Below are 25930 nucleotides of genomic sequence, written 5' to 3'. Positions count from 1 at the left end.
AGATGAAGGCGGCCGTCACACCCCGTTCTTCAACAACTACCGTCCGCAGTTCTACTTCCGTACCACCGACGTGACCGGCTCGATCGAGCTGCCAGCGGACAAGGAAATGGTCATGCCGGGCGATAACGTGTCGATCACCGTCAAGCTGATCAACCCGATCGCGATGGAAGAAGGCCTGCGCTTCGCAATCCGCGAAGGCGGCCGTACCGTCGGCGCCGGCGTGGTTGCCAAGATCATTGCCTAATTAGGCTTCGATCCGCCGGCGGTTCGTTCCGCCGGCACAACAAGAGGGGACAGAATTCCGATTCTGTCCCCTCTGTTCGAGTAGGAAGGGTGATATACTTTCGCTCCTTTGCTGTACCCGTCGTCCCTGAAGTACCTGACAAATCATTGCCGGCCACGCGCCGGTTCGCTCTTTTCTAAGGAACTAGCATGTCCCAGAATCAGAAAATCCGTATCCGCCTGAAAGCGTTCGACTACAAGCTGATCGACCAGTCCGCACTGGAAATCGTCGACACCGCCAAGCGCACCGGCGCCGTCGTCAAGGGCCCAGTCCCACTGCCGACCCGTATCCAGCGTTTCGACGTCCTGCGTTCGCCGCACGTCAACAAGACCTCGCGCGACCAGTTCGAAATCCGTACGCACCAGCGTCTGATGGACATCGTGGACCCAACCGACAAGACCGTCGACGCACTGATGAAGCTGGACCTGCCAGCTGGCGTCGACGTCGAAATCAAGCTGCAGTAATTTTTTGGCGAACGCGACAGCGTCGCGAGCCGAAATGAATCGGGGCCGGGAAGGGCCGCCAAATGGCGGACTTTCCCGGCCCCGATACCGTTTACGTCGTAGGGCGGGCATGCCCGCCTTCCGGCGGCCGCACATCGAAACGCACAGAACGGCGCGCAGCGCATCCGTAACCTGTGTTGTCGGCCGAAGCGGAATTACCCGCGTATGAAGGCGGGCATGCCCGCCCTACGCTGAACGGCTTTAATCCTTGCTGCCAGTCTTCCAGCGCAGCCCGAAATTGAAGCGCCGGTCCATCATCTCGTGCGCGCTGGTGCGGCCCTGCTGCTCGAAATACTCGACCATCTTGGTTACCTGCAGCTGGCCGGCCTGGTTTTCGATCATGGCGATGGCGCACATCATCTGGCTGCCGCCGCCGTCCAGGCGCACCTCGATCGGGGACTGGTTCGGCACCGCAATCGTGACCACGCCGTCGGTGGCGGACCAGTTCGGCACGCCTTCGTAAATGAACGTGAAAATGATCGCGCGCCGGATTTGCCCGAACTGGTCGCCGTTGATGTACAGGTTTTCGCCATTGCTGGACGCGCCGGTACGGTCGTCGGCGTCGAGCTTCATGTAGGGTGCGCCCTCGTATTCGCCCCAGGCGTTGCCGAGCGCCTGCACCAGGCCCTTGCGGCCGTCGGCGAGTTCGAACATGCAGCCCAGATCGAGGTCGATGCCGCCGGAGCGTTTGCGGCCCGCCATCGCGCCGCCCATGGCGCCACTCATCACGCCGCTCAGGCGTCCGAGCAGGCCGCCTTTTTCAGGCGCCGGGGCTGGGGCGGGCGCCGGTGCGATGCTGGAACGGTTCCAGTTCAGGTTGACGTGGATGCGGCCGAAGCCGGCGCCGGCGCGCTTGTCGAGCGAGACCTTGTCGCCGCGTTTTTCCAGCGTGATTTTGGAAAGCGAGACCTTCGGTGCAGCAGCGGGAGCCGCAGCCGGTGCCGGCTTCGACGGCGCCGCTTGCGTGCCGCCGAAATGCTCGAGCAGCACGGCCAGGCCGCCATTGAAACCCTGGCCGACGGCGCCGAAACGCCACTGGCCATCGCGCCGGTAGATCTCGGCCACGATCACCGCCTTTTCGTCGCCGAAGTCGCTGCCCGACCACGGGAAGCGTACGGCGTTGCCGAGGCTCAGGCTGGACGCGCCCAGGGCGCGCATGGTCTGGGCGCCGTCGATCGCCGCCACGAACACGAGTTTGGCGATCGAACCTGGGAGCGCGTCGAGGTTGAGGTTGAAACGGGCGCCGCCCGAGCGCAGCTCGAGGCGCACCGCGTCGCCGGGGCTGGCGAGCTGGTTATAAAACACCATGTAGCGGTCGTCCGACAGTTTATCGGCGCTGTCCAGGCCGAAGCAGGAGACGTCGACCGCCATGCCGGGCGCCGCGATGTCGAGGTCGACCGCGAAGCTGGTGCCGACGCCGAGATCGGCGAGTTTGCCCTTCTGGCCGCGTGAGAAGTTATTCATGGGGTGTCCCTTTCGATGTTCAGAGGGCGCCGTGCGCGCCGAAGATATGCGATTGCGCGACCAGGCGTTCGGCCCACGCGCGGTGGGTGGCGACTTCGCACATCGACTCGTGCATCTTGAAGACCGCCGGGCTGTTCTCGTCGAGGATCGCGTGCGCCACCGCCAGGTCGTGCGGCCGGACCTTGTAATGCTCTTCGATCGGCGCGATCTGGCTCGGGTGGATCGCGGTCTTGCCGACCATGCCGTAGGCGATGTCCTCGCTGACTTCCTGGTCGAGCAATTCGGGCAGGTCGAGGTGCTCGAACACCGGCGCGGTGAGCATGAAGCCATGCGGGCGGAAGATCGTCACCAGGCGCGCGATGGTCGGTCCGAGCGGGGTGCGGTAGATCGTCATGCCGCGCGGGCGGCGCAGGCCGAGCAGGGCCAGTAAATCGTTGCCGCCGATGCGCAGCGCCAGGATGCGGCTGCGCACGCCGGGCGACTGGAGCAAGTCGCGGAAGGATTCCATCTCGCGCTCGCTGAACACCTCGCTCGTTTCCAGCGTCGGCATCAGCATGTGGCTTGTATCGCGCACGAGACGGTAATAGGCTTCGAAATTCTGGCGCGTCGCCTTTGGAATCACGAAGCCGGTCAGCTTATGGGCGCCGGGCATGGCCAGCACGCGTGTGAGCACGTCCGGATTGCGCACGCGTACAAACCGCTCGGCCTGGACTTCCGGCTGCATGTTCTGCAGCACCACCGACAGGTTGAATAGCGCCCAGCCCAGTTCGCGGTCGGCGACCGCATCCTCGGTGCAGAAAATCAGCGAGCGCGCCTGCGGCAGTTTCTCGCCGTTGGCGATCTGCAGCAGGTCTTTGTGGTTGGCTGGCACGTACAGCGACGCGCCCATCGATTTATGCATCCGATGCACTCCTGATCAGCGATACAGCTTGGTAGGGCAATGCCGGATCGACTTCGACCGGCACGTCTTTCTCAATGGCCAGCAGGCGCAGGTGCGCCGCGGCCGGATGGTCGGGGTCGCGCAGCAGCAGCAGGCGCGGCACGCGCCGCAGCAGCACACGCGTGGCTTCGCCGATGCCCGGTTTGATTAGGTTGACGTCGCTGACGCCGTAGCGTTCTTGCGCTTCTGCGATATAGGCGCGCGAGCGCGCCGCGGCGGCGTTGGCATCGACCGCCTGCACCGGTTCAGCGTGGTCGGCCTGCGCCAGCGCCAGCCCTTCGAGCATGTCGACAAAGCTGCGCGAGCGGTCATCGCTTGCGAAATCGTCGTACAGCACGCAGCCGTGGAAGTCTGCAGGGCCGATGGCCTCGTTCAACACCGAGCGGCTGACCAGGCCGGAGACCGTCGCGTTCAGGATGCTCGACGGGATCAGGTAATCGTCGCAGGAGGCGGCGCAGGCGGCGGCGCCGGCTAGGTCGGACAGCACGTACAGGCCGGGATCGAGCGCGAGACCGTGCTGCGCATTGAAGCGGGCGATCGAGCCCGCCAGCTCGCGCGCGATCACGCCCTTGCCGGTCCAGCCGTCGACGAACACGATCGATTCCGGAGAATGGCCCTGCGCCAGGATGTGGCGCAGCGCATTGGCATCGATGCCGCGGTCGCGCACGATCGAAACCGAATAGTGCGTCGCCGCGCGTCCGTGCACTCCTTCCAGCAAACGTTTGAGGACGACGCCCACCGGCGTGCCGCCGCGCGCCAGCGACACCAGCGTGACCGCACCACTGCGCCGCGCGGCGATCAGGCCAGCCAGGCGCAGGCAATCGCGCGCCATGCGCTCGCCATTGTTGCGGCAGGCGGCATCGAACAGCGCCAGGTAGCGCTCCGACGGCAGCCGTTCCGGCGACAGCATTTCGCTGTAGTGGCGCCGCCCCGACTGGATCAGCGCTTCCTTTTCGCGCACGTCGACGAAATCGGCCAGCGGCAGGCGCTTGAGCAGGAAGCGGACGTCGCTGTCCAGATAGCTCCCAGGGAAGCTCACAGCGCCTCCACCGTCAGTTTCGACAACTGCGTGCGGCGCGGGATGATGGCGTAGTCGCAATCGGCCATGAAGCGTGCATCCGAGCGCGAGTCGCCCATGCCGAAGGTGACGATCTCGCCGTGCTCGCGGCGCAGGCGTTCGGTGACGTAGGCGACCGCGTTCGCTTTATCCAGGCTCGTAGGCAGGATGGCGAGGTTGTTGCCGTTGCGGTGGACGCAGTAGCCACCGTTGCCGTCGGCGATCCAGGGCCGCACCACGTCGCGCTCGATCGTCTCCAGGTTGGCGTGGACCTTGTCCGGATCCTTGACGACGATGAAGAAAGGCGTGCCGGCGTCTTCCACCAGGCGCGTGCGGCCGGCATAACCGGTCCGTTCGGCCCAGGCGTCGATGTGCGCGGCAAGCGCCTGCAGGCCGGGCAAAGCCGCCGTCATGAGGCCGTGCATGCGGCCCTGCCAGTCGCGCTCGATGCTGCCGTCGGGCTGCAGGATGATGCCGCCGAAGTTCAGGACGACATAGCTGCTGAAACCAAGCTTAACCCGCCAAAACGCATCCAGGCTGCGCGCCGTGGTCGGGATCACGGTCATGCCCTCGCTGACGAAGGCAAAAAACGCGCGCTGGGCCGGCGTCGTGTACGAACAGATGCTGCCATTGCTGTAGTAGGCGGCCGGCTCGAGCGATTCGAGGGGACCAAATGCGGCGCATTTTTCCAGCGTCTGGAACAGCGTATCGTCCAGGTCAGCGAACAGGAACTTCTTCAACATCGTCCTCGGTGTGATAGTGGAACAGGCGCGCGTCCAGCGTGCGCGCAAGCGCGTGCAGGGCTTCGCCGGCCGGCGTCTCGTGGCAGACCAGCACATGCCGGTACCGGCCAGGCGCAACGTTATAGATGAAATTCGGGATCCCTTCGCCGTAGTTGTCGGGGAAGGTCAAGGCGTGCTCCACCGCGCCCCAGGTCAGAATGGGCGAGCGCGTGGTCGACTGCACGACGACATCGAGGCCGCGCCGTTCGAGCGCGGCGCCCAGCAGCGTCGAGGCATGCATGAATTCGCCGGTGCCCAGCACCAGCACTGGTTCTTCAAGCGCGATCGACGCCGCCAGCCGGTCGGCCAGCATCTCCGGCGTGCGCAGGGCACGCGACAGTCCCAGGCGGCCAAAGGCACCGCTGGCGCCGCGTTCCGCCCGGGCGTCGTAGCGCTGCGCCGGCGCCGCGTCGACCGGGCAGTCGCTTGGGATAAAACGGTAGGCGCCTGCGACCAGCGCGCCGAGCGTCGCCGGCAAGCCGAAGCGCGCCGTCAGGGCGTCCGTTGCGGCGGCGCCCATGAAGTTCGCCAGCACCGCCAGATGGACCTGCGCCAGGTCTGGATTCAAGCGCCGGCACGCCTGCGTCAAATTCAGGAATGTATTGCCGGTGCTGGCCTCGTCGTCCACCAGCACGATGGTGCGCGCGCCCCGCAGCAGGCCTTGTTCATGGTTGCCGGCCGGCATGTGCAGGAACTGGCGCGGCGCGTGGCTGTGCGCTTCCTCGAATTCGATGATGGGGCCGTCGCCCACGCGGTAGCGCGTCGTCTGCAGGAACAGGGCTTGCTGGCCGGGGTGGGCGCGCAGCCACGCTTCGAACACGCCCTGGCCGAGGCCGACGGCCGTTTCCGCCATGGCGATGAACAGCACCGGGCCGGGCGCATCCGGCACGCCGGCGGCCAGGCGCGCATGGATGTCGAGCATGCGCTGCGGCCGCACCGGCCAGTGCTTGCCGAGCACCTTGCTGACGAACAGGAAGCCGCGCTTGGCATTCGCGCGCGCGGCAAAGCCGAGCAGGTCGTCGAGTTCGGCCGCGCCGCGGTGCAGTTCGACTTCCAGCCGCCCCGTCGGCAGCTCTCTGACGATGGCAGCGGGCAGGCTGTCGGCGCGCGCGTTCATGCCAGCTCCACGGCGCGCGCCAGTTCGGCGACGCGGATGCGGTCGCGTACCGGCGCGATGTGCAGGCCGTCGTAGCCGTCGGCAAAGCCGCGCAGCGAGATATATGGCAGGTTGGGACCAGCGACGCAGGCCATGCCGATCCCGCCCGACATGCGCGGGTTGATTTCGAGGAGACGCGGCTTTCCCGCAGCTTCGCGGAACTGGACATTGAAAATGCCGTTCAGGCCATGGGTACGGCACAGCTGCGCGGTCGCTTCCAGGATGTCATTTCTCTGGTCGATGCGCTGGCCGGCGCCGGCCTGCGTCGACTTGCGGCGCACCACGGCAACCACCAGGCGGCCGTTGTCGCCGACGCAGTCGACGCTGTATTCGCGGCCTTCCAGGAACTCCATCAGCAGCATGCTGCGGAAGGTCCCGAGCTTTGCCAGCCCGGCGCGGAAATCGGCGAGCGAGACGTGGTATTCGGCGCCGGCCATCAGCAGTTCGGCGCTATTGCGCTCCTCGTCGAGGACGGCGAAGCCGAGGCCGTAGATCGAGTGGGTCGGCTTGACGCACAGTTTGGCGTGGCGCCGGCGCAGCTGGTCGTAGGCGGTTTCGAAGGCGGCGGCATCCTCGAAGGGGCGGAACTCGGCCACCGGCGCCAGCGGCAACTCGGTTTCGGCATAGAAGCGCGCCTTGTCGTGGATGAGCTGCAGGGCCGCTTCGGACGCGGCGCTCTGCACGCGCGTGCCGATGGCTTCGAACAGGGCGTGGGCGCCGGCGATCGCCGTCGCTTCGCGGCCGGGTACGAAGATATCGACCTGGTGCTTGCGGCAGAAGTCCACGCACCAGCCGATGTAGTCGGCGGTGCTCAATCCGGTCGGTTCGAGGTGAAATTCGTGGGCGATCCGGGCGACGGGAGAGGTCGGATTCGGATTGCTGTGGAGGATAGTAAAACGCTGATCGCTGTCGGCCTGGCGGATCAGGTCGATGGCGGTATGGACGGACGAAAAGCTACGGTTGAACCAGACGCGCATAAATGATGTTGTCGCAGTGGGAAAGCAGTCCCGCCAGGGGAGGGCGGGACCGGGTCTGATGCAGCTTAGACGTTGACGCCGAACGAGCGTGCGAGGGGGCCGAGGCCGCCGTTATAGCCCTGGCCGACGGCGCGGAACTTCCAGTCGGTGCCGGCGCGGTACAGTTCGCCAAAGATCATGGCGGTTTCGGTCGAGCTGTCTTCGGACAGGTCGTAGCGGGCGATTTCGGCGTTGCCGTTGGCGTTCAGGCAGCGGATGAAGGCTTTGCCGACCATGCCGAAGCTCTGGCGGCGGCTTTCCGCTTCGTGGATGGTGACGCAGAACGAGATCTTGTCGACATCCTGCGGTACGCGCGAGAGGTCGACGGTGACGGTTTCGTCGTCGCCTTCGCCCTGGCCGGTGGTGTTGTCGCCGTTGTGGACGACGGAGCCGTCGCTCGACTTCAGGTTGTTATAGAAGATGAAATCGTTGTCGGCGCGGACCTTGGCGTCGGATTTCAGCATGAAGGCCGAGCCGTCCAGGTCGAAAGCGGCGCCATCGGTCGAACGCGGGTCCCAGCCCAGGCCGATGATGACCTTGGTGAGGTTCGGGGCTTCCTTGCTGAGGTTGACGTTGCCGCCTTTTTGCAAACTGATTGCCATTACAGCTCCTTTCAGTAGGGAGTGAAACTGCTCGATATGCCGCCCCCGCAGGGACGGCGCGTTGCCGGATAACGCAGGGGCCGCCAATGCTTCGCTCGGCAGCCAATATAGGCGCTAATTGACCGATTGTACACAGGTGGGCTTATAGCAGACTTAGAATGCTAAGCCGCCGCACGATCGTCCGCCGCCGGGTCGTTTGCGGTGCCTTGCGCGCCGCTGCGCACGTCGGCCAGGTGCAGCACCTGGGTCGGCAGCGCGATCGGCACGCCGCGCTCGTTAAGCGCCGTGTAGACGTTCAGCAGAATCTCCTGCTGCAGGTTCATGTGCACCGTGTAATCCGGGCTGTTGACGATGTAGACCGCCTCGAAGGTGAGGGCGGCCGGGCCGAAGCCGCTGAAGTGGGCGCGGTCGAAGGTCACCGCCGGTTCCTGCGCCTTGATCTTCTCGCGCACCATCTCGGCGATCGCGCGCAGTTCCGGTTCGAGCGTGCCGTACGGGACCCCGAAGGTGAACACCGCACGCCGCGTTTCCATCCGTTTCAGATTGTGGATGCGGCTCTTGAGCAGGTCGTTATTGGAAAAGATGATTTGCTCGCCGCTCAGGCTGCGTACGCGCGTCGTCTTCAGGCCGACGTGTTCCACCGTCCCCATCACACCGTTGACGTTGATGAAATCGCCGATCACGAAAGGTTTGTCGAGCACGATCGAGAGCGAAGCGAACAGGTCCCCGAGGATCTGCTGCGCCGCCAGGGCCACCGCGATACCGCCGATGCCGAGGCTGGCGACCAGCGTCGTGATATTGAAACCGAGGTTGTCGAGCACCATCAGCAGCAGTACCGCCCACAGCACGATGCGGAACACGAAGCCGAGCGCGGCGGTCGAGGTGGCGCGGCCGGGATCGTCGGCGCGCGCGGCGCGGTGGATCAGCAGCCAGGCGCCGAGCGCACGGTCGCCCCAGCGCGCCACCTGGAGCAGCGCCGCGGTGACGGCGATGCGCGTGATGACGAGGGCGCTGCGTTCCGGCAGGTTCAGCAGGGTCGAGCCGGCATAGATGCCGACCAACAGCATGACCACGACGCTGGTGCCGCCCAGCGCTTTCAACGCAACGTCGTCCAGCTTGGTGGCGGTACGCGGCGCCAGCAGTTCCAGGCGCCGTTGCAGCAGCGTTTTGACGGCGTGCAGACCGGCCGTCACCAGTACGGCGACGGTCAGCGCCGCCAGCCAGTCGAGGGCGGAGTTGTTGAGGAAGGTGATGTTCATTCGTGTGGTCTCCGTTGCCCGCGGACGTGAACGGGCATCGGTCATCCTTTGTAAATGGGTGTGCATTGCGTCATCGGGACGTTGCGCACGGATGGAAGATCCTGGCAGTGGCGCGGCCGGCACGCCAGGAGCATGCGAAGTGGGGGTGGCAGGAGAAAAACGGCGCTTTACCCTCGTGAAGCTTTTTCAGCATAGCAGTGCAAAATGGCATGCACAACCCGCGTCACAATTGGCGGGCGGATGCCTGTGCGCCGGAGCGAAGCGCGGGTTGCCAAGTATTTTCACTCAGCTATTGCCAAACGACTGTAGAGCTTCGTATAATGCGGCTCCTCGGGCGGTTAGTTCAGTTGGTTAGAATACTTGGTCGACATCCAAGGGGTCGCAGGTTCGAATCCTGCACCGCCCACCAAACACTTCAAATATTCGCGCAGCCCTTTACGGGTTGCGTAGAGAAAAGGCGCACTGGTGCCTTTTCTGTGCTGGCCAGCCAGGCCAGATTCCTTCTTCTCCAAGAAACTGCGAAAAACGCGCAACAGGGGCGACATACCCCCGATTAACTTGTTGCGTCAAGCCCTTTTGCGCGCTATACTAGCCGGCTTCGGTACGGGTTCGTCAGAACTTGTACGTTTTTAGTAGTTCAACTACCCCCGCCCAATCGTAGGTGGGAATGGAGAAAAAATGAGCTTGGGCCTTCTCGGTCGCAAGGTTGGCATGATGCGCATCTTCACGGATGACGGGGATTCGATCCCAGTTACCGTGCTCGACGTGTCGAACAACCGTGTCGCACAAATCAAAACTCCTGAAACTGACGGCTACGCCGCAGTCCAGGTCGCATTCGGTCAACGTCGCGCTTCCCGCGTGACCAAGGCAGTTGCGGGTCACCACGCAAAAGCAGGCGTCGAAGCTGGCACCATGCTGCGCGAATTCCGCGTCGACGCCGCCAAGGCAGCCGAACTGAAAACCGGCGACGCAGTCAATGTCTCGCTGTTCGAAGTGGGCCAGAAGATCGACGTGCAAGGCACCTCGATCGGTAAAGGCTACGCCGGTACCATCAAGCGTCACAACTTCGCATCGGGTCGTCAGACCCACGGTAACTCGCGTTCGCACAACGTTCCAGGCTCCATCGGTATGGCGCAGGATCCAGGCCGCGTGTTCCCAGGCAAGCGCATGACCGGTCACATGGGCGACGTCACCGTCACCACCCAGAACCTGGAAATCGCACGTATCGACGCTGATCGTCAACTGCTGCTGGTCAAGGGTGCAGTTCCTGGCGCGAAGAACGGTCAAGTGATCGTCAAGCCAGCCGTCAAAACCAAAGCACAGAAAGGAGCTTAATTATGGAACTTCAGCTCCTGAATGAGCAAGGTCAAGCCGGCGCCAACGTTGCCGCTACCGACGAAGTGTTCGGTCGCGAATACAACGAAGCCCTGATTCACCAGGTCGTGGTCGCCTACGCTGCCAATGCACGTAGCGGTAACCGCAAGCAGAAAGACCGTGAAGAAGTCAGCCACACCACCAAGAAGCCATGGCGCCAGAAAGGCACCGGCCGCGCTCGTGCTGGTATGTCGTCGTCGCCACTGTGGCGCGGCGGTGGTCGCATCTTCCCGAACTCGCCTGACGAGAACTTCACCCACAAAGTGAACAAGAAGATGTTCCGCGCAGGTATCTGCTCGATCTTCTCGCAGCTGGCCCGCGAAGGCCGCCTGGTCGTTATCGAGAACCTGTCGATCGAAGCCCCGAAGACCAAGCTGCTGTCGCAAAAGCTGCAGGGCATGGGTCTGGAATCGGTCCTGGTGATCACCGACACCATCGAAGAAAACCTGTTGCTGGCATCGCGTAACCTGCCGAACGTGCTGGTTGTCGAGCCAAAAGCAGCTGACCCGATGTCGCTGGTGTTCTACAAGAAAGTCCTGGTCACCAAAGCTGCTCTGGCCAAGATCGAGGAGATGTACGCATGAGCACCGCAATCAAATTTAGCGAAGAGCGCCTGATGAAGGTGCTGATGGCTCCGGTCATCTCCGAAAAGGCTACCTTCGTCGCGGAAAAGAACGAGCAGATCGTGTTCAAGGTCCTGCCTGACGCGACCAAGCCGGAAATCAAGGCTGCCGTCGAACTGCTGTTCAAGGTCGAAGTGGAATCGGTGCAAACCGTGAACCGCGAAGGCAAACAAAAGCGTTCGGGCCGTTTCAACGGTCGTCGCAACCACACCAAGCGTGCTTTCGTGTGCCTGAAGCCAGGCCAGGAAATCAATTTTGTCGAGGAGGCTAAATAATGGCACTCGTTAAGATGAAGCCAACCTCCCCAGGCCGCCGCGGCATGGTGAAAGTTGTGACCGAAGGCCTGTACAAGGGCCGTCCGTTCGCAGCACTGGTTGAGAAGAAATCGAAGACTGCTGGCCGTAACAACAACGGCCACATCACCACCCGTCACATCGGTGGTGGTCACAAGCAACACTACCGTCTGGTCGACTTCAAGCGCCAGAAGGACGGCATTCCTGCCAAGGTCGAGCGTATCGAATACGACCCGAACCGTACCGCGCACATCGCACTGCTGTGCTACGCGGACGGCGAGCGTCAGTACATCATCGCCACCAAGGGCATGGCTGTCGGCGACAGCGTCATGAACGGCGCGGAAGCACCGATCAAGGCCGGTAACTGCCTGCCGATCCGTAACATCCCGGTCGGTACCGTGATGAACTGCGTCGAAATGCTGCCAGGTAAGGGTGCCCAGATGGCCCGTACCGCCGGCGCCGGCGTTGTCCTGATGGCCCGCGAAGGCACCTACGCCCAGGTCCGCCTGCGCTCGGGTGAAGTTCGCCGCGTGCACATCGAGTGCCGCGCTACCGTTGGCGAAGTCGGCAATGCCGAACACAGCCTGCGCAAGATCGGTAAAGCCGGCGCGATGCGCTGGCGCGGTGTTCGTCCTACCGTGCGCGGTGTGGTCATGAACCCGGTCGATCACCCGCACGGTGGTGGTGAAGGTAAAACCGCAGCTGGTCGTCATCCAGTGTCGCCTTGGGGCCAACAGACGAAGGGCAAGAAGACGCGTTCGAACAAGCGCACTTCTTCGATGATCGTTTCGCGCCGCGGCAAGAAATAAGGGATAACTAAATGACTCGTTCATTGAAAAAAGGGCCGTTCGTTGACGCCCACCTGGTGAAAAAAGTCGAAGCCGCGCAAGCGAACAAAGACAAAAAGCCAGTTAAAACCTGGTCGCGCCGCTCGACGATCACGCCTGACTTCATCGGTCTGACGATCGCTGTGCACAACGGCAAGCTGCACGTGCCGGTGTACGTCTCCGAGAACATGGTTGGCCACAAGCTCGGCGAATTCGCGCTGACCCGTACGTTCAAGGGCCACGCCGCTGACAAGAAGGCGAAAAAATAATGGAAACTAAAGCTATCCTCAAAGGCGTACGCCTGTCGGACCAGAAAGGCCGCCTCGTGGCCGACCTGATCCGCGGCAAGAAAGTTGACGCAGCACTCAACATTCTGCAGTTCAGCCCAAAGAAGGGCGCCACCATCATCAAGAAGGTTCTGGAATCGGCCATCGCCAATGCAGAACACAATGACGGCGCCGATATCGACGAGCTGAAGGTCGTCGAGATCTATGTTGAAAAAGGCCCGATCCTGAAGCGCTTTACGGCACGTGCCAAAGGCCGCGGCGATCGCATTTCGAAACAATCCTGTCACATCTACGTGACTGTCGGTAACTAAGGAGTCACACGATGGGACAGAAGATTCACCCAACAGGCTTCCGCCTGTCCGTCACCCGTAACTGGGCGTCGCGCTGGTACGCCGGCAACGGCAACTTCGCCGAAATGCTGCAAGAAGATCTGGCAGCACGCGCTTTCCTGAAAAAGAAGCTGAAGAACGCTTCGGTCGGCCGCATCGTCATCGAGCGCCCAGCCAAGAACGCGCGCTTCACCATCTACTCGTCGCGTCCAGGTGTCGTGATCGGTAAAAAAGGCGAAGACATCGAAGTGCTGAAGTCGTCGCTGACGAAGATCATGGGCGTGCCCGTGCACGTCAATATCGAAGAGATCCGCAAGCCGGAAATCGATTCGCAGCTGATCGCCGATTCGATCTCGCAACAGCTCGAAAAGCGCATCATGTTCCGCCGCGCGATGAAGCGCGCCATGCAAAACGCCATGCGTCTGGGTGCCGTCGGCATCAAGATCATGTCGTCGGGCCGTCTGAACGGCATCGAAATCGCACGTACCGAATGGTACCGCGAAGGCCGTGTGCCTCTGCACACCCTGCGCGCCGATATCGACTACGGCACCAGCGAAGCATCGACCACGTACGGCATCATCGGCGTCAAGGTCTGGGTCTACAAGGGCGACCGTTCGGTCACCGGCGAAGCACCAGTCATCGACACCCCGCCGGACGAGAAGAAGCCACGCGGCCCACGTCGTGACGATGGCAAGCCATCGCGCGGCCCACGTCCAGCTGGCGGCGCCCGCCCAGCTGCAGCGCCAACCGTGCGTGCGCGTCCAGCCGTCAAGCTGGCGACCCCGGCCGCTGCTGCACCAGCTGAGAAAGCAGGAGAATAAGCATGCTGCAACCATCGCGCAGGAAGTATCGTAAAGAGCAGAAAGGCCGTAACACCGGCATTTCGCACACCCGCGGCACCGCGGTCTCGTTCGGCGAATTCGGTCTGAAGGCAGTTGCCCGCGGCCGTATCACCGCCCGCCAGATCGAAGCGGCACGTCGCGCCATGACCCGTCACATCAAGCGTGGCGGTCGTATCTGGATCCGTATCTTCCCGGACAAGCCGATTTCGAACAAGCCGGCCGAAGTCCGTATGGGTAACGGTAAAGGTAATCCGGAATACTACGTCGCCGAAATCCAGCCAGGCAAAGTCCTGTATGAGATGGATGGCGTCGGTGAAGAACTGGCGCGCGAAGCATTCCGCCTGGCCGCTGCCAAACTGCCACTGGCAACCACGTTCGTGGTTCGTCAAGTCGGCCAATAACAGGAGTTGAATATGAAAGCATCGGAACTCCGCGGCAAGGACCAGGAAGCGCTGCAAAAGGAGCTGAGTGAGCTGCTGAAGGCCCAGTTTGGCCTGCGCATGCAAATCGCTACCCAGCAGCTGGGCAACACCGCGCAGCTCAAGAAAGTACGTCGCGACATCGCGCGTGTGAAGACTGTGATGAACTCGAAGGAAGCCAAATGAACGACACCACTAAAACGGCGCTGAAGCGTACGCTGGTCGGCAAGGTCGTGTCCGACAAAATGGACAAGACGGTAACCGTCCTGATCGAGCGTCACGTGAAGCACCCGCTGTACGGCAAGATCATCGTGCGCTCGAACAAGTATCACGCGCACGACGAGACCAACCAGGCCAAGACCGGCGACACGGTCGAGATCGCGGAAGGTCGTCCGATCTCGAAGACGAAAGCTTGGACTGTGACCCGTGTTGTGCAGGTTGCACAGGTACTGTAAGCACTAAAATTTGTCTTGCGTGGCCCGCTGGTATCTGAGATACTAGCGGGCTTCGTTCATGTGTTGCCGCAGTTTGTCCCCCTCGGTAACTGCGGCCTGTACGAAGCAATTGGAAAGTCCAATCACCCAATCGTAATGCTCCAGCAGGGGCGTCACGGCGGGACCAAGACTGACCGCAGGCCTACGGTTTACCGTGGGATTTCTTCGGCTTAAGTTGGGAAAGAAAATACTATGATTCAAACTGAAAGCCGGCTCGAAGTAGCCGACAACACGGGTGCAAAAGAAGTTTTGTGCATCAAGGTGTTGGGCGGCTCCAAGCGCCGTTATGCGAGCATTGGCGACATCATCAAGGTAACCGTCAAGGTTGCTGCGCCACGTGGCCGTGTCAAAAAAGGTGAAATTTATAACGCTGTGGTTGTGCGTACCGCTAAAGGTGTGCGCCGCCAAGACGGCTCCCTGGTGAAGTTCGACGGCAATGCCGCAGTGCTGCTCAACGCCAAGCTGGAACCGATCGGCACCCGTATCTTCGGACCAGTGACCCGCGAACTGCGCACTGAAAAGTTCATGAAGATCGTGTCCCTGGCACCTGAAGTACTGTAAGGAGTCGCAATGGATAAGATTCGTAAAAACGACGAAGTCATCGTTTTGGCTGGTAAAGACAAAGGCAAGCGTGGCGTGGTTTCGCGTCGCGTCGACGCCGAGCACGTCATCGTCGAAGGCGTGAACGTTGCCAAGAAGGCCGTCAAGCCAAACCCGATGACCGGCGTCCAAGGTGGTATCGTCGACAAGACGATGCCGATTCACGTCTCCAACGTCGCGCTGTTCAACGCCGCGACCGGCAAGGCTGACCGCGTAGGCTTCAAAGACCAGGACGGCAAGAAAGTCCGCGTCTACAAGTCTTCCGGCGAAGAAGTGAAGGTGTAAGAAATGGCCCGTCTCCAACAATTCTACAAAGACAAAGTCGTCGCTGACCTGACCGAAAAATTCGGCTACAAGTCGGTGATGGAAGTGCCGCGCCTGACCAAGATCACCCTGAACATGGGTGTTGGTGAAGCGATCGCCGACAAGAAAGTGCTCGAGCACGCTGTGGGCGACCTGACCAAGATCGCCGGCCAGAAGCCAGTGACCACCAAGTCGCGCAAGGCAATCGCGGGTTTCAAAATCCGTGAAGGCTACCCGATCGGTACGATGGTGACCCTGCGCGGCGCCCGTATGTACGAGTTCCTGGATCGTTTCATCACCGTGGCCCTGCCGCGCGTGCGTGACTTCCGTGGCGTGAACGGCAAATCGTTCGATGGTCGTGGCAACTACAACATCGGTGTCAAGGAACAGATCATTTTCCCTGAAATCGATTACGACAAGATCGACGCGCTGCGTGGCATGAACATCTCGATCACCACCACCGCTAAGACCGACGACGAAGCCAAAGCGCTGCTCGCCGCCTTCAAATTCCCGTTCAGGAACTAAGAGCATGGCAAAACTTGCACTGATTAACCGCGAACAGAAGCGTGCAGACCTGGTGGAGAAATTCGCCGCAAAGCGTGCAGCTCTGAAAGCAATCATCGACGACCAGTCGAAGACCGAAGAAGAGCGTTACGAAGCGCGTCTGAAACTGCAGACCCTGCCACGTAATTCGGCGCCGACCCGCCAGCGTAACCGCTGCGCCATCACCGGCCGTCCACGTGGCACGTTCCGTAAATTCGGCCTCGCCCGTACCAAACTCCGCGAATTCGCCATGAAGGGCGAAATTCCGGGTATGACCAAAGCCAGCTGGTAATAGGAGAATAAGCAATGAGTATGAGCGATCCTATCGCCGATATGCTGACCCGCATTCGCAACGCACAAACTGTTCAAAAGACCACGGTCGCAATGCCGTCGTCGAAAGTCAAGGTTGCCATTGCCAACGTCCTGAAGGACGAGGGTTACATTGAGGATTTCGCCGTGTCCACCGAAGGTGGCAAGTCGGAACTCAAAATCGGTTTGAAGTATTACACCGGCCGTCCGGTTATCGAGCGCATCGAGCGCGTTTCCCGTCCTGGCCTGCGTGTCTACAAAGGCAAAGACGAGATCCCGACCGTCATGAACGGCCTGGGCGTGGCGATTGTCTCCACCCCGCAAGGCGTGATGACTGACCGCAAAGCCCGCGCCACCGGCGTCGGCGGCGAAGTTATCTGCTACGTAGCTTAAGGAGTAGACGATGTCTCGAGTAGCTAAGATGCCAATCGCAGTCCCAGCTGGCGCCGAAGTGGCGATCACTGCGGCCGCGATCACGGTCAAAGGCCCACTGGGCACCCTGACCCAGCCGCTGAACGGCCTGGTCAAGGTAGAAAACAACAACGGCACGCTGTCGTTCGACGTGGTGGACGATTCGCGTGAATCGAACGCCATGTCGGGCACCCTGCGTGCACTGGTCAACAACATGGTGACCGGCGTGACCAAGGGCTTCGAGAAGAAGCTGAACCTGGTCGGCGTGGGCTACAAGGCAGCAGTGCAGGGCAACGCCCTGAACCTGTCCCTGGGCTTCTCGCACCCGGTGCTGCATGCGATGCCGGAAGGCGTCACGGCCGTGACCCCGACCCCGACCGAAATCCTGATCAAGGGTATCGATCGTCAAAAGGTTGGCCAGGTCGCCGCTGAAGTGCGCGCTTACCGCTCCCCTGAGCCTTACAAGGGCAAGGGCGTCCGTTATTCGGACGAAGTGGTGAAGCTTAAAGAAACCAAGAAGAAATAATCGGAGCTGACGATGGACAAGAAAGAATCGCGTCTGCGTCGCGGACGCCAAACCCGCATCAAGATCGCGCAGCTGGGCGTGAACCGTCTGTCGGTTCACCGCACCAACCTGCACATCTATGCGAACCTGATCAGCCCGGATGCGAAGGTCCTGGTTTCGGCTTCGACGCTGGAAGCAGATGTGCGCGCCGAACTGGCAGGCCAGAGCGGCAAGGGTGGCAACGCCGCAGCTGCTGCACTGGTTGGCAAGCGTGTCGCAGAGAAAGCACTGCAAGCAGGGATCACCGAAGTGGCATTCGACCGCTCCGGTTTCCGTTACCACGGTCGTGTGAAGGCGCTGGCGGAAGCCGCGCGTGAAGCCGGTCTGAAGTTCTAAGGAAGAATCGTCATGGCAAAAATGCAAGCGAAAATGGCAAGCGACAAGCCGGATGATGGCATGCGCGAAAAAATGATCGCGATCAACCGCGTGACCAAAGTGGTCAAGGGTGGTCGTATCATGGGTTTTGCAGCGCTGACCGTTGTCGGTGACGGCGATGGCCGCATCGGCATGGGTAAAGGCAAGTCGAAGGAAGTTCCTGTCGGCGTGCAAAAGGCAATGGAAGAAGCCCGCCGCAACCTGATCAAGGTGCCCCTCAAGAACGGTACCCTGCACCACACCGTCACCGGTCGTCACGGCGCCTCGCGCGTCATGATGTCGCCAGCCAAGCCTGGTACCGGCGTCATCGCTGGTGGCGCAATGCGCGCTATCTTCGAAGTGATGGGCGTGACCGACGTGGTCGCCAAGTCGACCGGTTCGTCGAACCCGTACAACCTGGTGCGTGCAACCCTCGACGGTCTGTCGAAGATGAGCACCGCCTCCGACATCGCCGCCAAGCGTGGCAAGTCGGTCGAAGACATCCTGGGCTAAGGTGAAGACAATGGCAAACACCATCAAAGTACAACTGGTCAAGGGCCTGATCGGCACCCGTCAGGATCACCGCGCTACGGTGCGTGGTCTGGGTCTGCGCCGCGTCAACTCGGTTTCCGAGTTGCAGGACACCCCGTCGGTGCGTGGCATGATCAACAAAGTCTCGTACCTCGTTAAAGTAGTCGGGTAAGCCTTCGGGCTTACCTAACGGAGAAAACAATGGAATTGAATACCATTCAACCAGCTGACGGCGCCAAGCACTACAAGCGCCGCGTCGGCCGCGGTATCGGCTCCGGCCTGGGCAAGACCGCCGGTCGCGGTCACAAGGGTCAGAAGTCGCGTTCGGGCGGTTTCCACAAAGTCGGCTTCGAAGGCGGTCAGATGCCTCTGCAGCGTCGTCTGCCAAAGCGTGGCTTCAAGTCGCTGAACGCAACGTTCAAGGCTGAAGTGCGTCTGTCGGACCTGAACAACCTGGCCGTCGGCGATGTCGACATCCTGGTGCTGAAGCAAGCGGGCATCCTGCCGGTGGTGGCGCGCGACGTGCGCGTGATCCTGTCGGGCGAGATCACCAAAGCGGTGAACCTCAAGGGCCTGAAAGCGACCGCGGGCGCGAAAGCGGCCATCGAAGCAGCTGGCGGTTCGGTCGCTTAAAGCGATCGCTGCCTGATCGGAGCAAAAATTGGCGACTAATTCACAACTTGGTAAAAGCGCCGCTGCCGGCTTCCCCTGGGGTCGGTTGTGGTTTTTGCTTGGCGCGTTGGTCGTGTACCGCATCGGTGCCCATATCCCGGTCCCCGGGATTGACCCGATTGCGTTGGCGTCGCTGTTCAAGCAGAACGAAGGCGGCATCCTGGGCATGTTCAACATGTTCTCGGGTGGCGCGTTGTCCCGCTTTACCGTGTTCGCTCTCGGGATCATGCCCTACATTTCGGCTTCGATCATCATGCAGCTGGGGTCGATCGTCTCGCCGCAGCTGGAAGCGCTGAAGAAGGAAGGCGAAGCAGGGCGCCGCAAGATCACCCAGTACACCCGTTACTTCACGGTGGCACTGGCGTTGTTCCAGGCGTTCGGCATCGCCGTCGCGCTCGAAGCCCAGCCGGGCCTCGTTCTCGATCCTGGCATGGGCTTCCGCTTCGTTACGGTCGTGACCCTCCTGACCGGCACCATGTTCCTCATGTGGCTGGGCGAGCAGATCACCGAACGTGGCCTCGGCAACGGTATCTCGATCATCATTTTTGCCGGTATCGCTGCCGGTCTGCCGTCGGCACTGGGTGGCTTGTTCACGCTCGTCTCGAACGGTTCGATCCCAAGCTTTGCCGCGATCTTCATCGTCATCCTGGTGGCTCTGGTTACGTACATTGTCGTGTTCGTGGAGCGGGGACAGCGCAAGATCCTGGTGAACTACGCCAAGCGTCAAGTCGGCAACAAAGTGTACGGCGGCCAAACCAGCCACCTGCCACTGAAGCTGAACATGGCCGGCGTGATTCCACCGATCTTCGCATCCTCGATCATCCTGTTCCCGGCGACGATCGTTGACTGGTACACGCGGGGCAAGGACTCCAGCGGCCCGTTCATCGGGTTCCTGAAAGACCTGGCAGCCTCGCTGACGACCGGTGAACCGATCCACGCGTTGCTGTATGCGGTGGCGATCGTGTTCTTCTGCTTCTTCTATACCGCGCTGGTATTCAACAGCAAGGAAACGGCGGACAACTTGAAGAAAAGCGGCGCGTTTGTGCCAGGCATCCGTCCTGGCGACCAGACCGCCCGCTATATCGACAAGATCCTGATGCGCCTGACCCTGGCTGGTGCGGTGTACATCACCGCCGTGTGCCTGGTGCCGGAGTTCCTGCAATCGGTGTGGAAAGTTCCTTTCTACTTCGGCGGCACGTCGCTCCTGATCATCGTGGTGGTGACGATGGACTTCATGGCACAAGTGCAGAACTACGTCATGTCGCAGCAATATGAGTCGCTGCTGCGCAAGGCGAACTTCAAGGGCGGAATTCCGACGCGATAAGCGGGGAGTGATGAGACCGAATGGCAAAAGACGACGTCATCCAAATGCAAGGTGAGATTCTCGAGAATCTCCCAAATGCGACATTTCGCGTAAAGCTGGAAAACGGGCATGTGGTCCTGGGGCATATCTCGGGTAAAATGCGGATGAACTATATCCGCATCCTCCCGGGAGACAAGGTAACGGTCGAGTTGACGCCGTATGACCTGTCCCGGGCGCGCATCGTATTCCGCACCAAGTAAAAAATATTAAGTAAACTCACCAGAGAGAGTACAAAATGAAAGTTAATGCTTCAGTCAAGCGGATCTGCCGCAACTGCAAGATCATCAAGCGCAAGGGCGTGGTCCGCGTGATCTGCGTCGAGCCGCGTCACAAGCAGCGTCAAGGTTAAGAGGAATAACGAATGGCACGTATTGCAGGGGTTAACATCCCAAATCATCAGCACACTGTTATCGGCCTGACGGCGATCTACGGTGTTGGCCGTCCACGTTCGCAGAAAATCTGCGACGCGACTGGTATCGCGACCAACAAGAAGGTCAAGGACCTGGACGACAACGAACTCGAGAAGCTGCGTGACGAAGTCGCGAAGTTTGTCGTGGAAGGCGACCTGCGCCGCGAACTGTCCATGAACATCAAGCGTCTGATGGATCTGGGTTGCTACCGCGGCATGCGTCACCGTAAGGGTCTGCCAGTGCGCGGTCAGCGTACCCGCACCAATGCACGTACCCGCAAAGGTCCGCGCAAGGCCGCTCAATCGTTGAAGAAATAATCTAGGAACCGACCATGGCCAAGCAACAAAGCAGCGCAGCAGCAGCGCGCGTCCGTAAGAAAGTGAAGAAGAATGTGGCTGAGGGCATCGCCCACGTCCACGCTTCGTTCAACAACACCATCATCACGATCACCGATCGCCAGGGCAATGCCCTGTCGTGGGCGACGTCGGGTGGCGCAGGCTTCAAAGGCTCGCGTAAATCGACTCCGTTCGCGGCTCAGGTCGCTGCTGAAGCAGCCGGCAAGGTCGCCCAAGAAAGCGGCGTGAAGAACCTGGAAGTGCGCATCAAGGGCCCAGGCCCAGGCCGCGAATCGGCTGTCCGCGCACTGAACAACCTGGGTATCAAGATCACCGAGATCCAGGACGTGACGCCAGTGCCGCACAACGGCTGCCGTCCTCCAAAGCGTCGTCGTATCTAAATCCGGCCGGGCAGTTCTGCTGCCCAGTTGTTTTCGGTACTTCCGCGTTCGCGACCGCTTAAGCAGTCGCAGTAGCAAAAGCCGGTGCAGTGACCCGAATTCGGGTATACTGCCCGGCTGTTGTCGTCCTGCACCTCGGTGCCGGACATTTTTTCAGCCACGTCCGCTCAATCTTGGGTCGGACTAGCGCCTGCCGCATCGATCACGATGCCTCTGGGGCGTGATTAATATATCAAAGGATTCAACGTGGCACGTTATATCGGACCAAAAGCAAAACTGTCGCGCCGTGAAGGCACCGACCTGTTCCTCAAGAGCGCACGCCGCTCGCTCGACTCGAAGTGCAAACTGGACGTCAAGCCAGGCCAGCACGGCGTCAAGTCGGGTGCGCGCACCTCGGACTACGGCAACCAGCTGCGTGAAAAGCAGAAGGTCAAGCGCATGTACGGCATCCTCGAGCGCCAGTTCCGCCGCTACTTCGCAGAAGCGTCGCGCAAGAAGGGCAACACCGGCGAAACCCTGCTGAAGCTGCTGGAATCGCGCCTGGACAACGTTACCTACCGCATGGGCTTCGGCTCGACCCGCGCTGAAGCGCGTCAGCTGGTGAGCCACAAGGCGTTCACCGTCAACGGTAACGTCGTCAACATCGCTTCGTACGCGGTCAAGACCGGCGACGTCATCGCCGTGCGCGAAAAGGCGAAGAAGCAAGTGCGTATCGTCGAAGCGCTGTCGCTGGCAGAACAGATCGGCATGCCGAGCTGGGTGTCGGTCGATTCGAAGAAGATGGAAGGCACCTTCCGTTCGTTCCCAGAGCGTAACGAGATCGCTGCAGACGTCAACGAAGCACTGATCGTCGAACTGTACTCGCGTTAATCGTTAGTCGGTATTCACGCCCGCTCCTCACCGGGCGGGCGTTTGCACTTCCCAGAATTCAAAGTCATCAGCCTTATCGGTGTAACGAGCCGAGGGTATTGAAAAGGACATTTCATGCAAAATAGTTTGTTGAAGCCACGTATCATCGACGTCGAAGCACTCGGCGCCGGTCACGCCAAAGTCGTGATGGAGCCGTTCGAACGTGGCTATGGCCACACGCTGGGCAACGCACTGCGCCGCGTCCTGCTGTCGTCGATGATCGGCTACGCGCCGACCGAAGTCACCATCGCCGGCGTCGTGCACGAGTACTCGTCGCTCGACGGCGTGCAGGAAGACGTCGTCGACCTGCTGCTGAACCTGAAAGGTGTCGTGTTCAAGGTGCACAACCGTGACTCCGTGACCCTGACCCTGAAAAAGGAAGGCGAAGGCGCCGTGCTGGCATCGGACATCGATCTGCCGCATGACGTGGAACTGATCAACCCGGATCACGTGATCGCTCACCTGACCGCCGGTGGCAAGCTGGACATGCAGATCAAGGTCGAAAAGGGCCGTGGTTATGTGCCAGGTAACGTCCGTCGCCTGTCGGAAGACACCAACAAGACGATCGGCCGCATCATCCTGGACGCATCGTTCTCGCCAGTGCGCCGCGTGTCGTACGCAGTGGAATCGGCCCGTGTCGAACAGCGTACCGACCTGGACAAGCTGATCATCAACATCGAGACCAACGGCGTCATCACCCCGGAAGAGGCGATTCGCCAGTCGGCCCGCGTGCTGGTCGACCAGTTGAACGTGTTCGCCGCCCTGGAAGGCACGGAAGCCGCCGCCGAAGCACCATCGCGTGCGCCGCTGGTCGATCCGATCCTGCTGCGTCCAGTCGACGACCTGGAACTGACCGTCCGTTCGGCCAACTGCCTGAAGGCGGAAAACATCTACTACATCGGCGACCTGATCCAGCGTTCGGAAAACGAACTGCTCAAGACGCCGAACCTGGGCCGCAAGTCGCTCAACGAAATCAAGGAAGTCCTTGCTTCGCGCGGTTTGACCCTGGGCATGAAGCTCGAGAACTGGCCACCAGCCGGCCTCGAGAAGTAATTTGCACTACCTATCCGGACACCATCGTCCGGATAGTCTTAACCCCTAATAACCGGTCCGCGGTCATGCGCAAGCATGAACGATCGAAGAACTGGAATTTATACACTCGAAAGGAAGTACCATGCGTCACCGTCACGGCCTCCGTAAGCTGAACCGTACCTCGTCCCACCGTCTCGCCATGCTGCGCAACATGACCGTCTCGCTGCTGCGTCATGAAGCCATCAAGACCACCGTGCCAAAAGCCAAGGAACTGCGTCGCGTCATCGAACCGATCCTGACCCTGGGCAAGACCGACACGCTGGCCAACAAGCGCCTGGCATTCGCCCGCCTGCGCGACCGCGAAATGGTGCAGAAGCTGTTCGCTGAACTCGGCCCACGTTACGCCAACCGTAACGGCGGCTACCTGCGCATCCTGAAAATGGGTTTCCGCGTGGGCGACAACGCGCCAATGGCGTACGTCGAACTGCTGGATCGTCCGGAAGTCACCTCGGCCGACGAAGCTCCGACCGCTGAGTAATCGCTCCGTGCGAATGAAAAAACCAGGCCGCGTGCCTGGTTTTTTTTCGCCCGTACCCACCCGGTGCAGAGCCGGTGTACCATTCCGCTGCGCCGTCGTTCATCAAAGGAAGTCATGTTCATTGCCCGTCTTAGTGAAGCCTCCGCACGCCTGCTGGCCGCGCTGATGCTGCTGTTCGTCTCCCTCACGCTGCTGGCCGCGCCAGGCTGCGCGCAGGACTTCCTCGACCCCGCCGTCGCCTTTAAATTCTCGGCGCGCATGGAAGGCGAACGCACCGCCGTCGTCACCTACGACATCGCACCGGGCTACTACATGTACCGCGAGCGCTTCAAATTCACGGCGACGGGTGCGACGCTGGGCGAGCCGCAGATCCCGCCCGGTAAAGTGAAGTACGACCAGACCTTCGAGAAGGATGTCGAGACCTTTCACGGCTCGGTGACGATCCGCATTCCGGTCGAGAGCGGTGCAGCGTTCACCTTGAACGCGACCAGCCAGGGCTGCGCCGATGCCGGTCTGTGCTACCCGCCGCAGGAACACAACGCGCGCCTCACGGCTGCCGGCGCAACGGTTGCGCCGAGCATCCCGTTCGGCGCCGGCGCCGAGCCGTCGTCCTCGATCGCGCTATCCTCGACAGCCGTCGGCGAAGGGCCTGCCAGCAAGCCGGCCTCCACGGCGCCTGCAGCCGCCGCGGCACCCGCGGCCGCACCGCAGGTAGCGGCTTCCGAATCGGCCGCCGCACCTGCCAGCACCAGCACCAGCGCCCCTTCCGACCTGGCCAGCATCGACGCCGTCCTGCAGGGCGGCCGCCTGCTTGCCATCGTGCCCGCGTTCGCCTTGCTCGGCCTGGGGCTGGCATTTACTCCCTGCGTGTTGCCGATGGTGCCGATCCTGTCGTCGATCATCGTCGGCGAGGGCGGCAAGAGGGGAGGCACCAAGCCAGGACGCGCGCGTGGCCTGCTGCTGTCGGTTACCTATTCGCTCGGGATGGCGATCGTCTACACGGCGCTCGGCATTGCCGCCGGCCTGATCGGAGAGGGGCTGGCCGCCGCCTTGCAGAACCCGTGGGTACTGGGCGCGTTCGCCTTATTGATTGTGGCGATGGCGTTGTCGATGTTCGGCTTTTACGAATTGCAGGTGCCGGCCGCGCTGCAAAGCAGGCTGGCCGGCGCCTCGAACCGCCAGGCCTCGGGCAAGCTGGCCGGCGTGTTCGCGATGGGCGCCATTTCCGCGCTGATCGTCGGCCCGTGCGTGGCCGCGCCCCTGGCCGGCGCCCTGGTCTACATCAGCCAGACGCGCGACGTGCTGGTCGGCGGCGCCGCGCTGTTTTCGATGGCGGTCGGGATGAGCATCCCGCTGCTGCTGGTGGGGGTCTCGGCCGGCTCATTGCTGCCGCGCGCCGGCGCCTGGATGGAAAACGTCAAGCGCTTCTTTGGCGTGTTGATGCTGGGCATGGCCTTGTGGCTGGTGGCGCCGGTGCTGCCGGCGCTGGTGCAGATGGTCCTGTGGGCGGCGCTGCTGCTGGGCTACGGTGCCTGGCTGCTGCGCCGGCGCGGCGGCTGGGTGGCGACAGCCTTTGGCGCCGCTTTTGGCATCCTGGGCGCGATGCAACTGGTCGGCGTCGCCAGCGGCGGCCGCGATCCGCTGGCGCCGTTGGCGCACCTGACAGGCAGCGCGCAGCACGGCCTGACGTTCAAGCGCGTGAAAACCGTGGCCGAGCTCGATGCCGTGCTGGCGGAATTGGCAACAAGCGGCGGCAAGACGGCCATGCTCGATTTTTATGCCGACTGGTGCGTCTCGTGCAAGGAGATGGAAAAGTTCACTTTCGTCGACCCGGCCGTGCAGGCGAAGCTGGCCAATACCGTGCTGCTGCAGGTCGACGTGACCGCCAACGATGCGGATGACAAGGCGATGCTGAAACGATTTGGCTTGTTCGGGCCGCCGGGGATCATCTTCTTTGACCGCACCGGCAAGGAGATCGCGGACAGCCGCGTGATCGGCTACCAAAATGCCGGTAAATTCCTGAACTCGCTGCAAAAAGTAGAATGACGTAGGGTGGGCACTTGTGCCCACGCGGTGCGGCATTCGCGGGTCGAGAGGGCCTTTT

At 61.5% G+C, this 25930-nt stretch carries 39 protein-coding genes and 1 tRNA gene; 32 read left to right on the top strand and 8 right to left on the bottom strand.

Translation table 11 applies throughout. The features are described 5' to 3' along the window. Together AC56LG_RS20795 and rpsJ are read left to right on the top strand one after the other, a co-directional pair. The coding region (locus tag AC56LG_RS20795; protein WP_497165810.1) for an EF-Tu C-terminal domain-related protein at positions 1-244 on the top strand (244 nt) is incomplete at its 5' end. 188 nt (positions 245-432) lie between these two features. Further along, entirely contained in the window at positions 433-747 is a 315-nt protein-coding gene (gene rpsJ, locus AC56LG_RS20790) for a 30S ribosomal protein S10 (RefSeq protein ID WP_056337538.1), read from the top strand. Positions 748-987: 240 nt separating this feature from the next. On the opposite strand, the gene AC56LG_RS20785 is transcribed toward rpsJ, so the two are convergent. The 8 genes from AC56LG_RS20785 to AC56LG_RS20750 form a co-directional block, all read right to left on the bottom strand. Then, positions 988-2250: a TerD family protein gene (locus AC56LG_RS20785; RefSeq protein ID WP_497167942.1), complete on the bottom strand. Its 1263-nt coding sequence runs from the start codon at positions 2248-2250 to the stop codon at positions 988-990. A 19-nt stretch (positions 2251-2269) separates the two neighbouring features. Further along, a complete protein-coding gene (locus tag AC56LG_RS20780) occupies positions 2270-3151 on the bottom strand; it encodes an HpcH/HpaI aldolase/citrate lyase family protein (protein ID WP_497167941.1) in 882 nt (293 codons plus the stop codon). Further along, complete coding sequence (locus tag AC56LG_RS20775; protein ID WP_497167940.1) at positions 3144-4229, bottom strand: cysteine protease StiP domain-containing protein; 1086 nt, start codon at positions 4227-4229, stop codon at positions 3144-3146. Before AC56LG_RS20775 ends, AC56LG_RS20780 begins: the two co-directional genes overlap by 8 nt. After that, positions 4226-4990 carry an HAD family hydrolase gene (locus AC56LG_RS20770; protein ID WP_497167939.1) on the bottom strand — a complete coding sequence of 255 codons (765 nt, stop codon included), beginning with the start codon at positions 4988-4990 and terminating at the stop codon, positions 4226-4228. The genes AC56LG_RS20775 and AC56LG_RS20770 overlap by 4 nt, the downstream gene beginning before the upstream one ends. Beyond that, positions 4965-6146 carry a phosphoribosyltransferase domain-containing protein gene (locus AC56LG_RS20765; RefSeq protein WP_497167938.1) on the bottom strand — a complete coding sequence of 394 codons (1182 nt, stop codon included), beginning with the start codon at positions 6144-6146 and terminating at the stop codon, positions 4965-4967. Before AC56LG_RS20765 ends, AC56LG_RS20770 begins: the two co-directional genes overlap by 26 nt. Beyond that, complete coding sequence (locus tag AC56LG_RS20760; protein ID WP_497167937.1) at positions 6143-7162, bottom strand: ATP-grasp domain-containing protein; 1020 nt, start codon at positions 7160-7162, stop codon at positions 6143-6145. Before AC56LG_RS20760 ends, AC56LG_RS20765 begins: the two co-directional genes overlap by 4 nt. 65 nt (positions 7163-7227) lie before the next feature. Then, positions 7228-7803 (bottom strand): TerD family protein, encoded by a 576-nt coding sequence (locus AC56LG_RS20755; RefSeq protein WP_497167936.1) that lies wholly within the window; start codon positions 7801-7803, stop codon positions 7228-7230. A gap of 161 nt (positions 7804-7964) precedes the next feature. Further along, positions 7965-9062 carry a mechanosensitive ion channel family protein gene (locus AC56LG_RS20750; protein ID WP_497167935.1) on the bottom strand — a complete coding sequence of 366 codons (1098 nt, stop codon included), beginning with the start codon at positions 9060-9062 and terminating at the stop codon, positions 7965-7967. A 332-nt stretch (positions 9063-9394) separates the two neighbouring features. Between AC56LG_RS20750 and AC56LG_RS20745 the strand changes: the two genes are divergently transcribed. From AC56LG_RS20745 to dsbD, 30 genes are all read left to right on the top strand, one after another. Next, positions 9395-9471: transfer RNA gene (locus tag AC56LG_RS20745), tRNA-Val, on the top strand. Positions 9472-9740: 269 nt separating this feature from the next. Beyond that, positions 9741-10397, top strand: a complete 657-nt coding sequence (gene rplC, locus AC56LG_RS20740) for a 50S ribosomal protein L3 (RefSeq protein WP_192056832.1) — start codon at positions 9741-9743, stop codon at positions 10395-10397. Between the two features lie 2 nt (positions 10398-10399). Next, the gene (rplD, locus tag AC56LG_RS20735) at positions 10400-11020 is read left to right on the top strand and encodes a 50S ribosomal protein L4 (protein WP_192056831.1); all 621 of its coding nucleotides are present in this window, start codon (positions 10400-10402) and stop codon (positions 11018-11020) included. After that, complete coding sequence (rplW, locus tag AC56LG_RS20730) at positions 11017-11334, top strand: 50S ribosomal protein L23 (RefSeq protein WP_182990702.1); 318 nt, start codon at positions 11017-11019, stop codon at positions 11332-11334. The genes rplD and rplW overlap by 4 nt, the downstream gene beginning before the upstream one ends. Beyond that, positions 11334-12161, top strand: coding sequence for a 50S ribosomal protein L2 (gene rplB, locus AC56LG_RS20725; protein ID WP_497167934.1), 828 nt, complete (start codon positions 11334-11336; stop codon positions 12159-12161). Before rplW ends, rplB begins: the two co-directional genes overlap by 1 nt. 11 nt (positions 12162-12172) lie before the next feature. Beyond that, positions 12173-12448 carry a 30S ribosomal protein S19 gene (rpsS, locus tag AC56LG_RS20720; protein WP_056337578.1) on the top strand — a complete coding sequence of 92 codons (276 nt, stop codon included), beginning with the start codon at positions 12173-12175 and terminating at the stop codon, positions 12446-12448. After that, complete coding sequence (gene rplV / locus AC56LG_RS20715) at positions 12445-12777, top strand: 50S ribosomal protein L22 (RefSeq protein WP_181017582.1); 333 nt, start codon at positions 12445-12447, stop codon at positions 12775-12777. The genes rpsS and rplV overlap by 4 nt, the downstream gene beginning before the upstream one ends. A gap of 11 nt (positions 12778-12788) precedes the next feature. Continuing rightward, positions 12789-13616, top strand: coding sequence for a 30S ribosomal protein S3 (gene rpsC / locus AC56LG_RS20710; protein WP_192056829.1), 828 nt, complete (start codon positions 12789-12791; stop codon positions 13614-13616). A gap of 2 nt (positions 13617-13618) precedes the next feature. Continuing rightward, a complete protein-coding gene (gene rplP, locus AC56LG_RS20705; RefSeq protein ID WP_056337588.1) occupies positions 13619-14038 on the top strand; it encodes a 50S ribosomal protein L16 in 420 nt (139 codons plus the stop codon). Positions 14039-14050: 12 nt separating this feature from the next. Continuing rightward, positions 14051-14242 carry a 50S ribosomal protein L29 gene (gene rpmC, locus AC56LG_RS20700; protein WP_056337591.1) on the top strand — a complete coding sequence of 64 codons (192 nt, stop codon included), beginning with the start codon at positions 14051-14053 and terminating at the stop codon, positions 14240-14242. Then, positions 14239-14511: a 30S ribosomal protein S17 gene (gene rpsQ, locus AC56LG_RS20695; RefSeq protein ID WP_020655684.1), complete on the top strand. Its 273-nt coding sequence runs from the start codon at positions 14239-14241 to the stop codon at positions 14509-14511. Before rpmC ends, rpsQ begins: the two co-directional genes overlap by 4 nt. Positions 14512-14742: 231 nt before the next feature. Next, positions 14743-15111: a 50S ribosomal protein L14 gene (gene rplN / locus AC56LG_RS20690; RefSeq protein WP_005663451.1), complete on the top strand. Its 369-nt coding sequence runs from the start codon at positions 14743-14745 to the stop codon at positions 15109-15111. A 9-nt stretch (positions 15112-15120) separates the two neighbouring features. After that, complete coding sequence (rplX, locus tag AC56LG_RS20685) at positions 15121-15435, top strand: 50S ribosomal protein L24 (RefSeq protein ID WP_056337594.1); 315 nt, start codon at positions 15121-15123, stop codon at positions 15433-15435. 3 nt (positions 15436-15438) lie between these two features. Further along, positions 15439-15978, top strand: a complete 540-nt coding sequence (gene rplE / locus AC56LG_RS20680; protein WP_182990708.1) for a 50S ribosomal protein L5 — start codon at positions 15439-15441, stop codon at positions 15976-15978. A gap of 4 nt (positions 15979-15982) precedes the next feature. Next, a complete protein-coding gene (rpsN, locus tag AC56LG_RS20675) occupies positions 15983-16288 on the top strand; it encodes a 30S ribosomal protein S14 (RefSeq protein ID WP_192056828.1) in 306 nt (101 codons plus the stop codon). A gap of 14 nt (positions 16289-16302) precedes the next feature. Further along, complete coding sequence (gene rpsH / locus AC56LG_RS20670; protein WP_192056827.1) at positions 16303-16698, top strand: 30S ribosomal protein S8; 396 nt, start codon at positions 16303-16305, stop codon at positions 16696-16698. 10 nt (positions 16699-16708) lie between these two features. Continuing rightward, positions 16709-17242, top strand: coding sequence for a 50S ribosomal protein L6 (gene rplF / locus AC56LG_RS20665; protein ID WP_192056826.1), 534 nt, complete (start codon positions 16709-16711; stop codon positions 17240-17242). Between the two features lie 12 nt (positions 17243-17254). Continuing rightward, positions 17255-17617, top strand: coding sequence for a 50S ribosomal protein L18 (gene rplR / locus AC56LG_RS20660; RefSeq protein ID WP_192056825.1), 363 nt, complete (start codon positions 17255-17257; stop codon positions 17615-17617). Positions 17618-17629: 12 nt separating this feature from the next. Continuing rightward, a complete protein-coding gene (rpsE, locus tag AC56LG_RS20655) occupies positions 17630-18148 on the top strand; it encodes a 30S ribosomal protein S5 (RefSeq protein ID WP_036208946.1) in 519 nt (172 codons plus the stop codon). A 10-nt stretch (positions 18149-18158) separates the two neighbouring features. After that, positions 18159-18338 (top strand): 50S ribosomal protein L30, encoded by a 180-nt coding sequence (rpmD, locus tag AC56LG_RS20650; protein WP_056337609.1) that lies wholly within the window; start codon positions 18159-18161, stop codon positions 18336-18338. A gap of 29 nt (positions 18339-18367) precedes the next feature. Continuing rightward, positions 18368-18799 (top strand): 50S ribosomal protein L15, encoded by a 432-nt coding sequence (gene rplO / locus AC56LG_RS20645; RefSeq protein ID WP_159627936.1) that lies wholly within the window; start codon positions 18368-18370, stop codon positions 18797-18799. A 28-nt stretch (positions 18800-18827) separates the two neighbouring features. After that, on the top strand, positions 18828-20162 hold the full coding sequence (gene secY / locus AC56LG_RS20640; protein WP_192056823.1) for a preprotein translocase subunit SecY: 1335 nt from the start codon (positions 18828-18830) through the stop codon (positions 20160-20162). Positions 20163-20182: 20 nt separating this feature from the next. After that, positions 20183-20401, top strand: a complete 219-nt coding sequence (gene infA, locus AC56LG_RS20635) for a translation initiation factor IF-1 (protein ID WP_005663428.1) — start codon at positions 20183-20185, stop codon at positions 20399-20401. 35 nt (positions 20402-20436) lie between these two features. Continuing rightward, positions 20437-20550: a 50S ribosomal protein L36 gene (rpmJ, locus tag AC56LG_RS20630; RefSeq protein ID WP_005663407.1), complete on the top strand. Its 114-nt coding sequence runs from the start codon at positions 20437-20439 to the stop codon at positions 20548-20550. Positions 20551-20562: 12 nt separating this feature from the next. Continuing rightward, positions 20563-20928: a 30S ribosomal protein S13 gene (rpsM, locus tag AC56LG_RS20625; RefSeq protein ID WP_056337616.1), complete on the top strand. Its 366-nt coding sequence runs from the start codon at positions 20563-20565 to the stop codon at positions 20926-20928. 14 nt (positions 20929-20942) lie between these two features. After that, positions 20943-21347, top strand: a complete 405-nt coding sequence (gene rpsK / locus AC56LG_RS20620; RefSeq protein WP_005663404.1) for a 30S ribosomal protein S11 — start codon at positions 20943-20945, stop codon at positions 21345-21347. A 246-nt stretch (positions 21348-21593) separates the two neighbouring features. Next, positions 21594-22217, top strand: a complete 624-nt coding sequence (gene rpsD, locus AC56LG_RS20615) for a 30S ribosomal protein S4 (protein WP_497167933.1) — start codon at positions 21594-21596, stop codon at positions 22215-22217. A gap of 114 nt (positions 22218-22331) precedes the next feature. Then, positions 22332-23309 carry a DNA-directed RNA polymerase subunit alpha gene (locus AC56LG_RS20610; protein WP_026354946.1) on the top strand — a complete coding sequence of 326 codons (978 nt, stop codon included), beginning with the start codon at positions 22332-22334 and terminating at the stop codon, positions 23307-23309. A gap of 121 nt (positions 23310-23430) precedes the next feature. Further along, the gene (gene rplQ, locus AC56LG_RS20605) at positions 23431-23826 is read left to right on the top strand and encodes a 50S ribosomal protein L17 (RefSeq protein ID WP_159698303.1); all 396 of its coding nucleotides are present in this window, start codon (positions 23431-23433) and stop codon (positions 23824-23826) included. 114 nt (positions 23827-23940) lie between these two features. Continuing rightward, complete coding sequence (gene dsbD / locus AC56LG_RS20600) at positions 23941-25872, top strand: protein-disulfide reductase DsbD (protein WP_497167932.1); 1932 nt, start codon at positions 23941-23943, stop codon at positions 25870-25872. The last annotated feature ends 58 nt before the right edge of the window (positions 25873-25930 follow it).

Source organism: Telluria sp. ZB2R32 (genome assembly GCF_059685715.1).
This window is presented reverse-complemented; position numbering and strand designations above follow the sequence as displayed.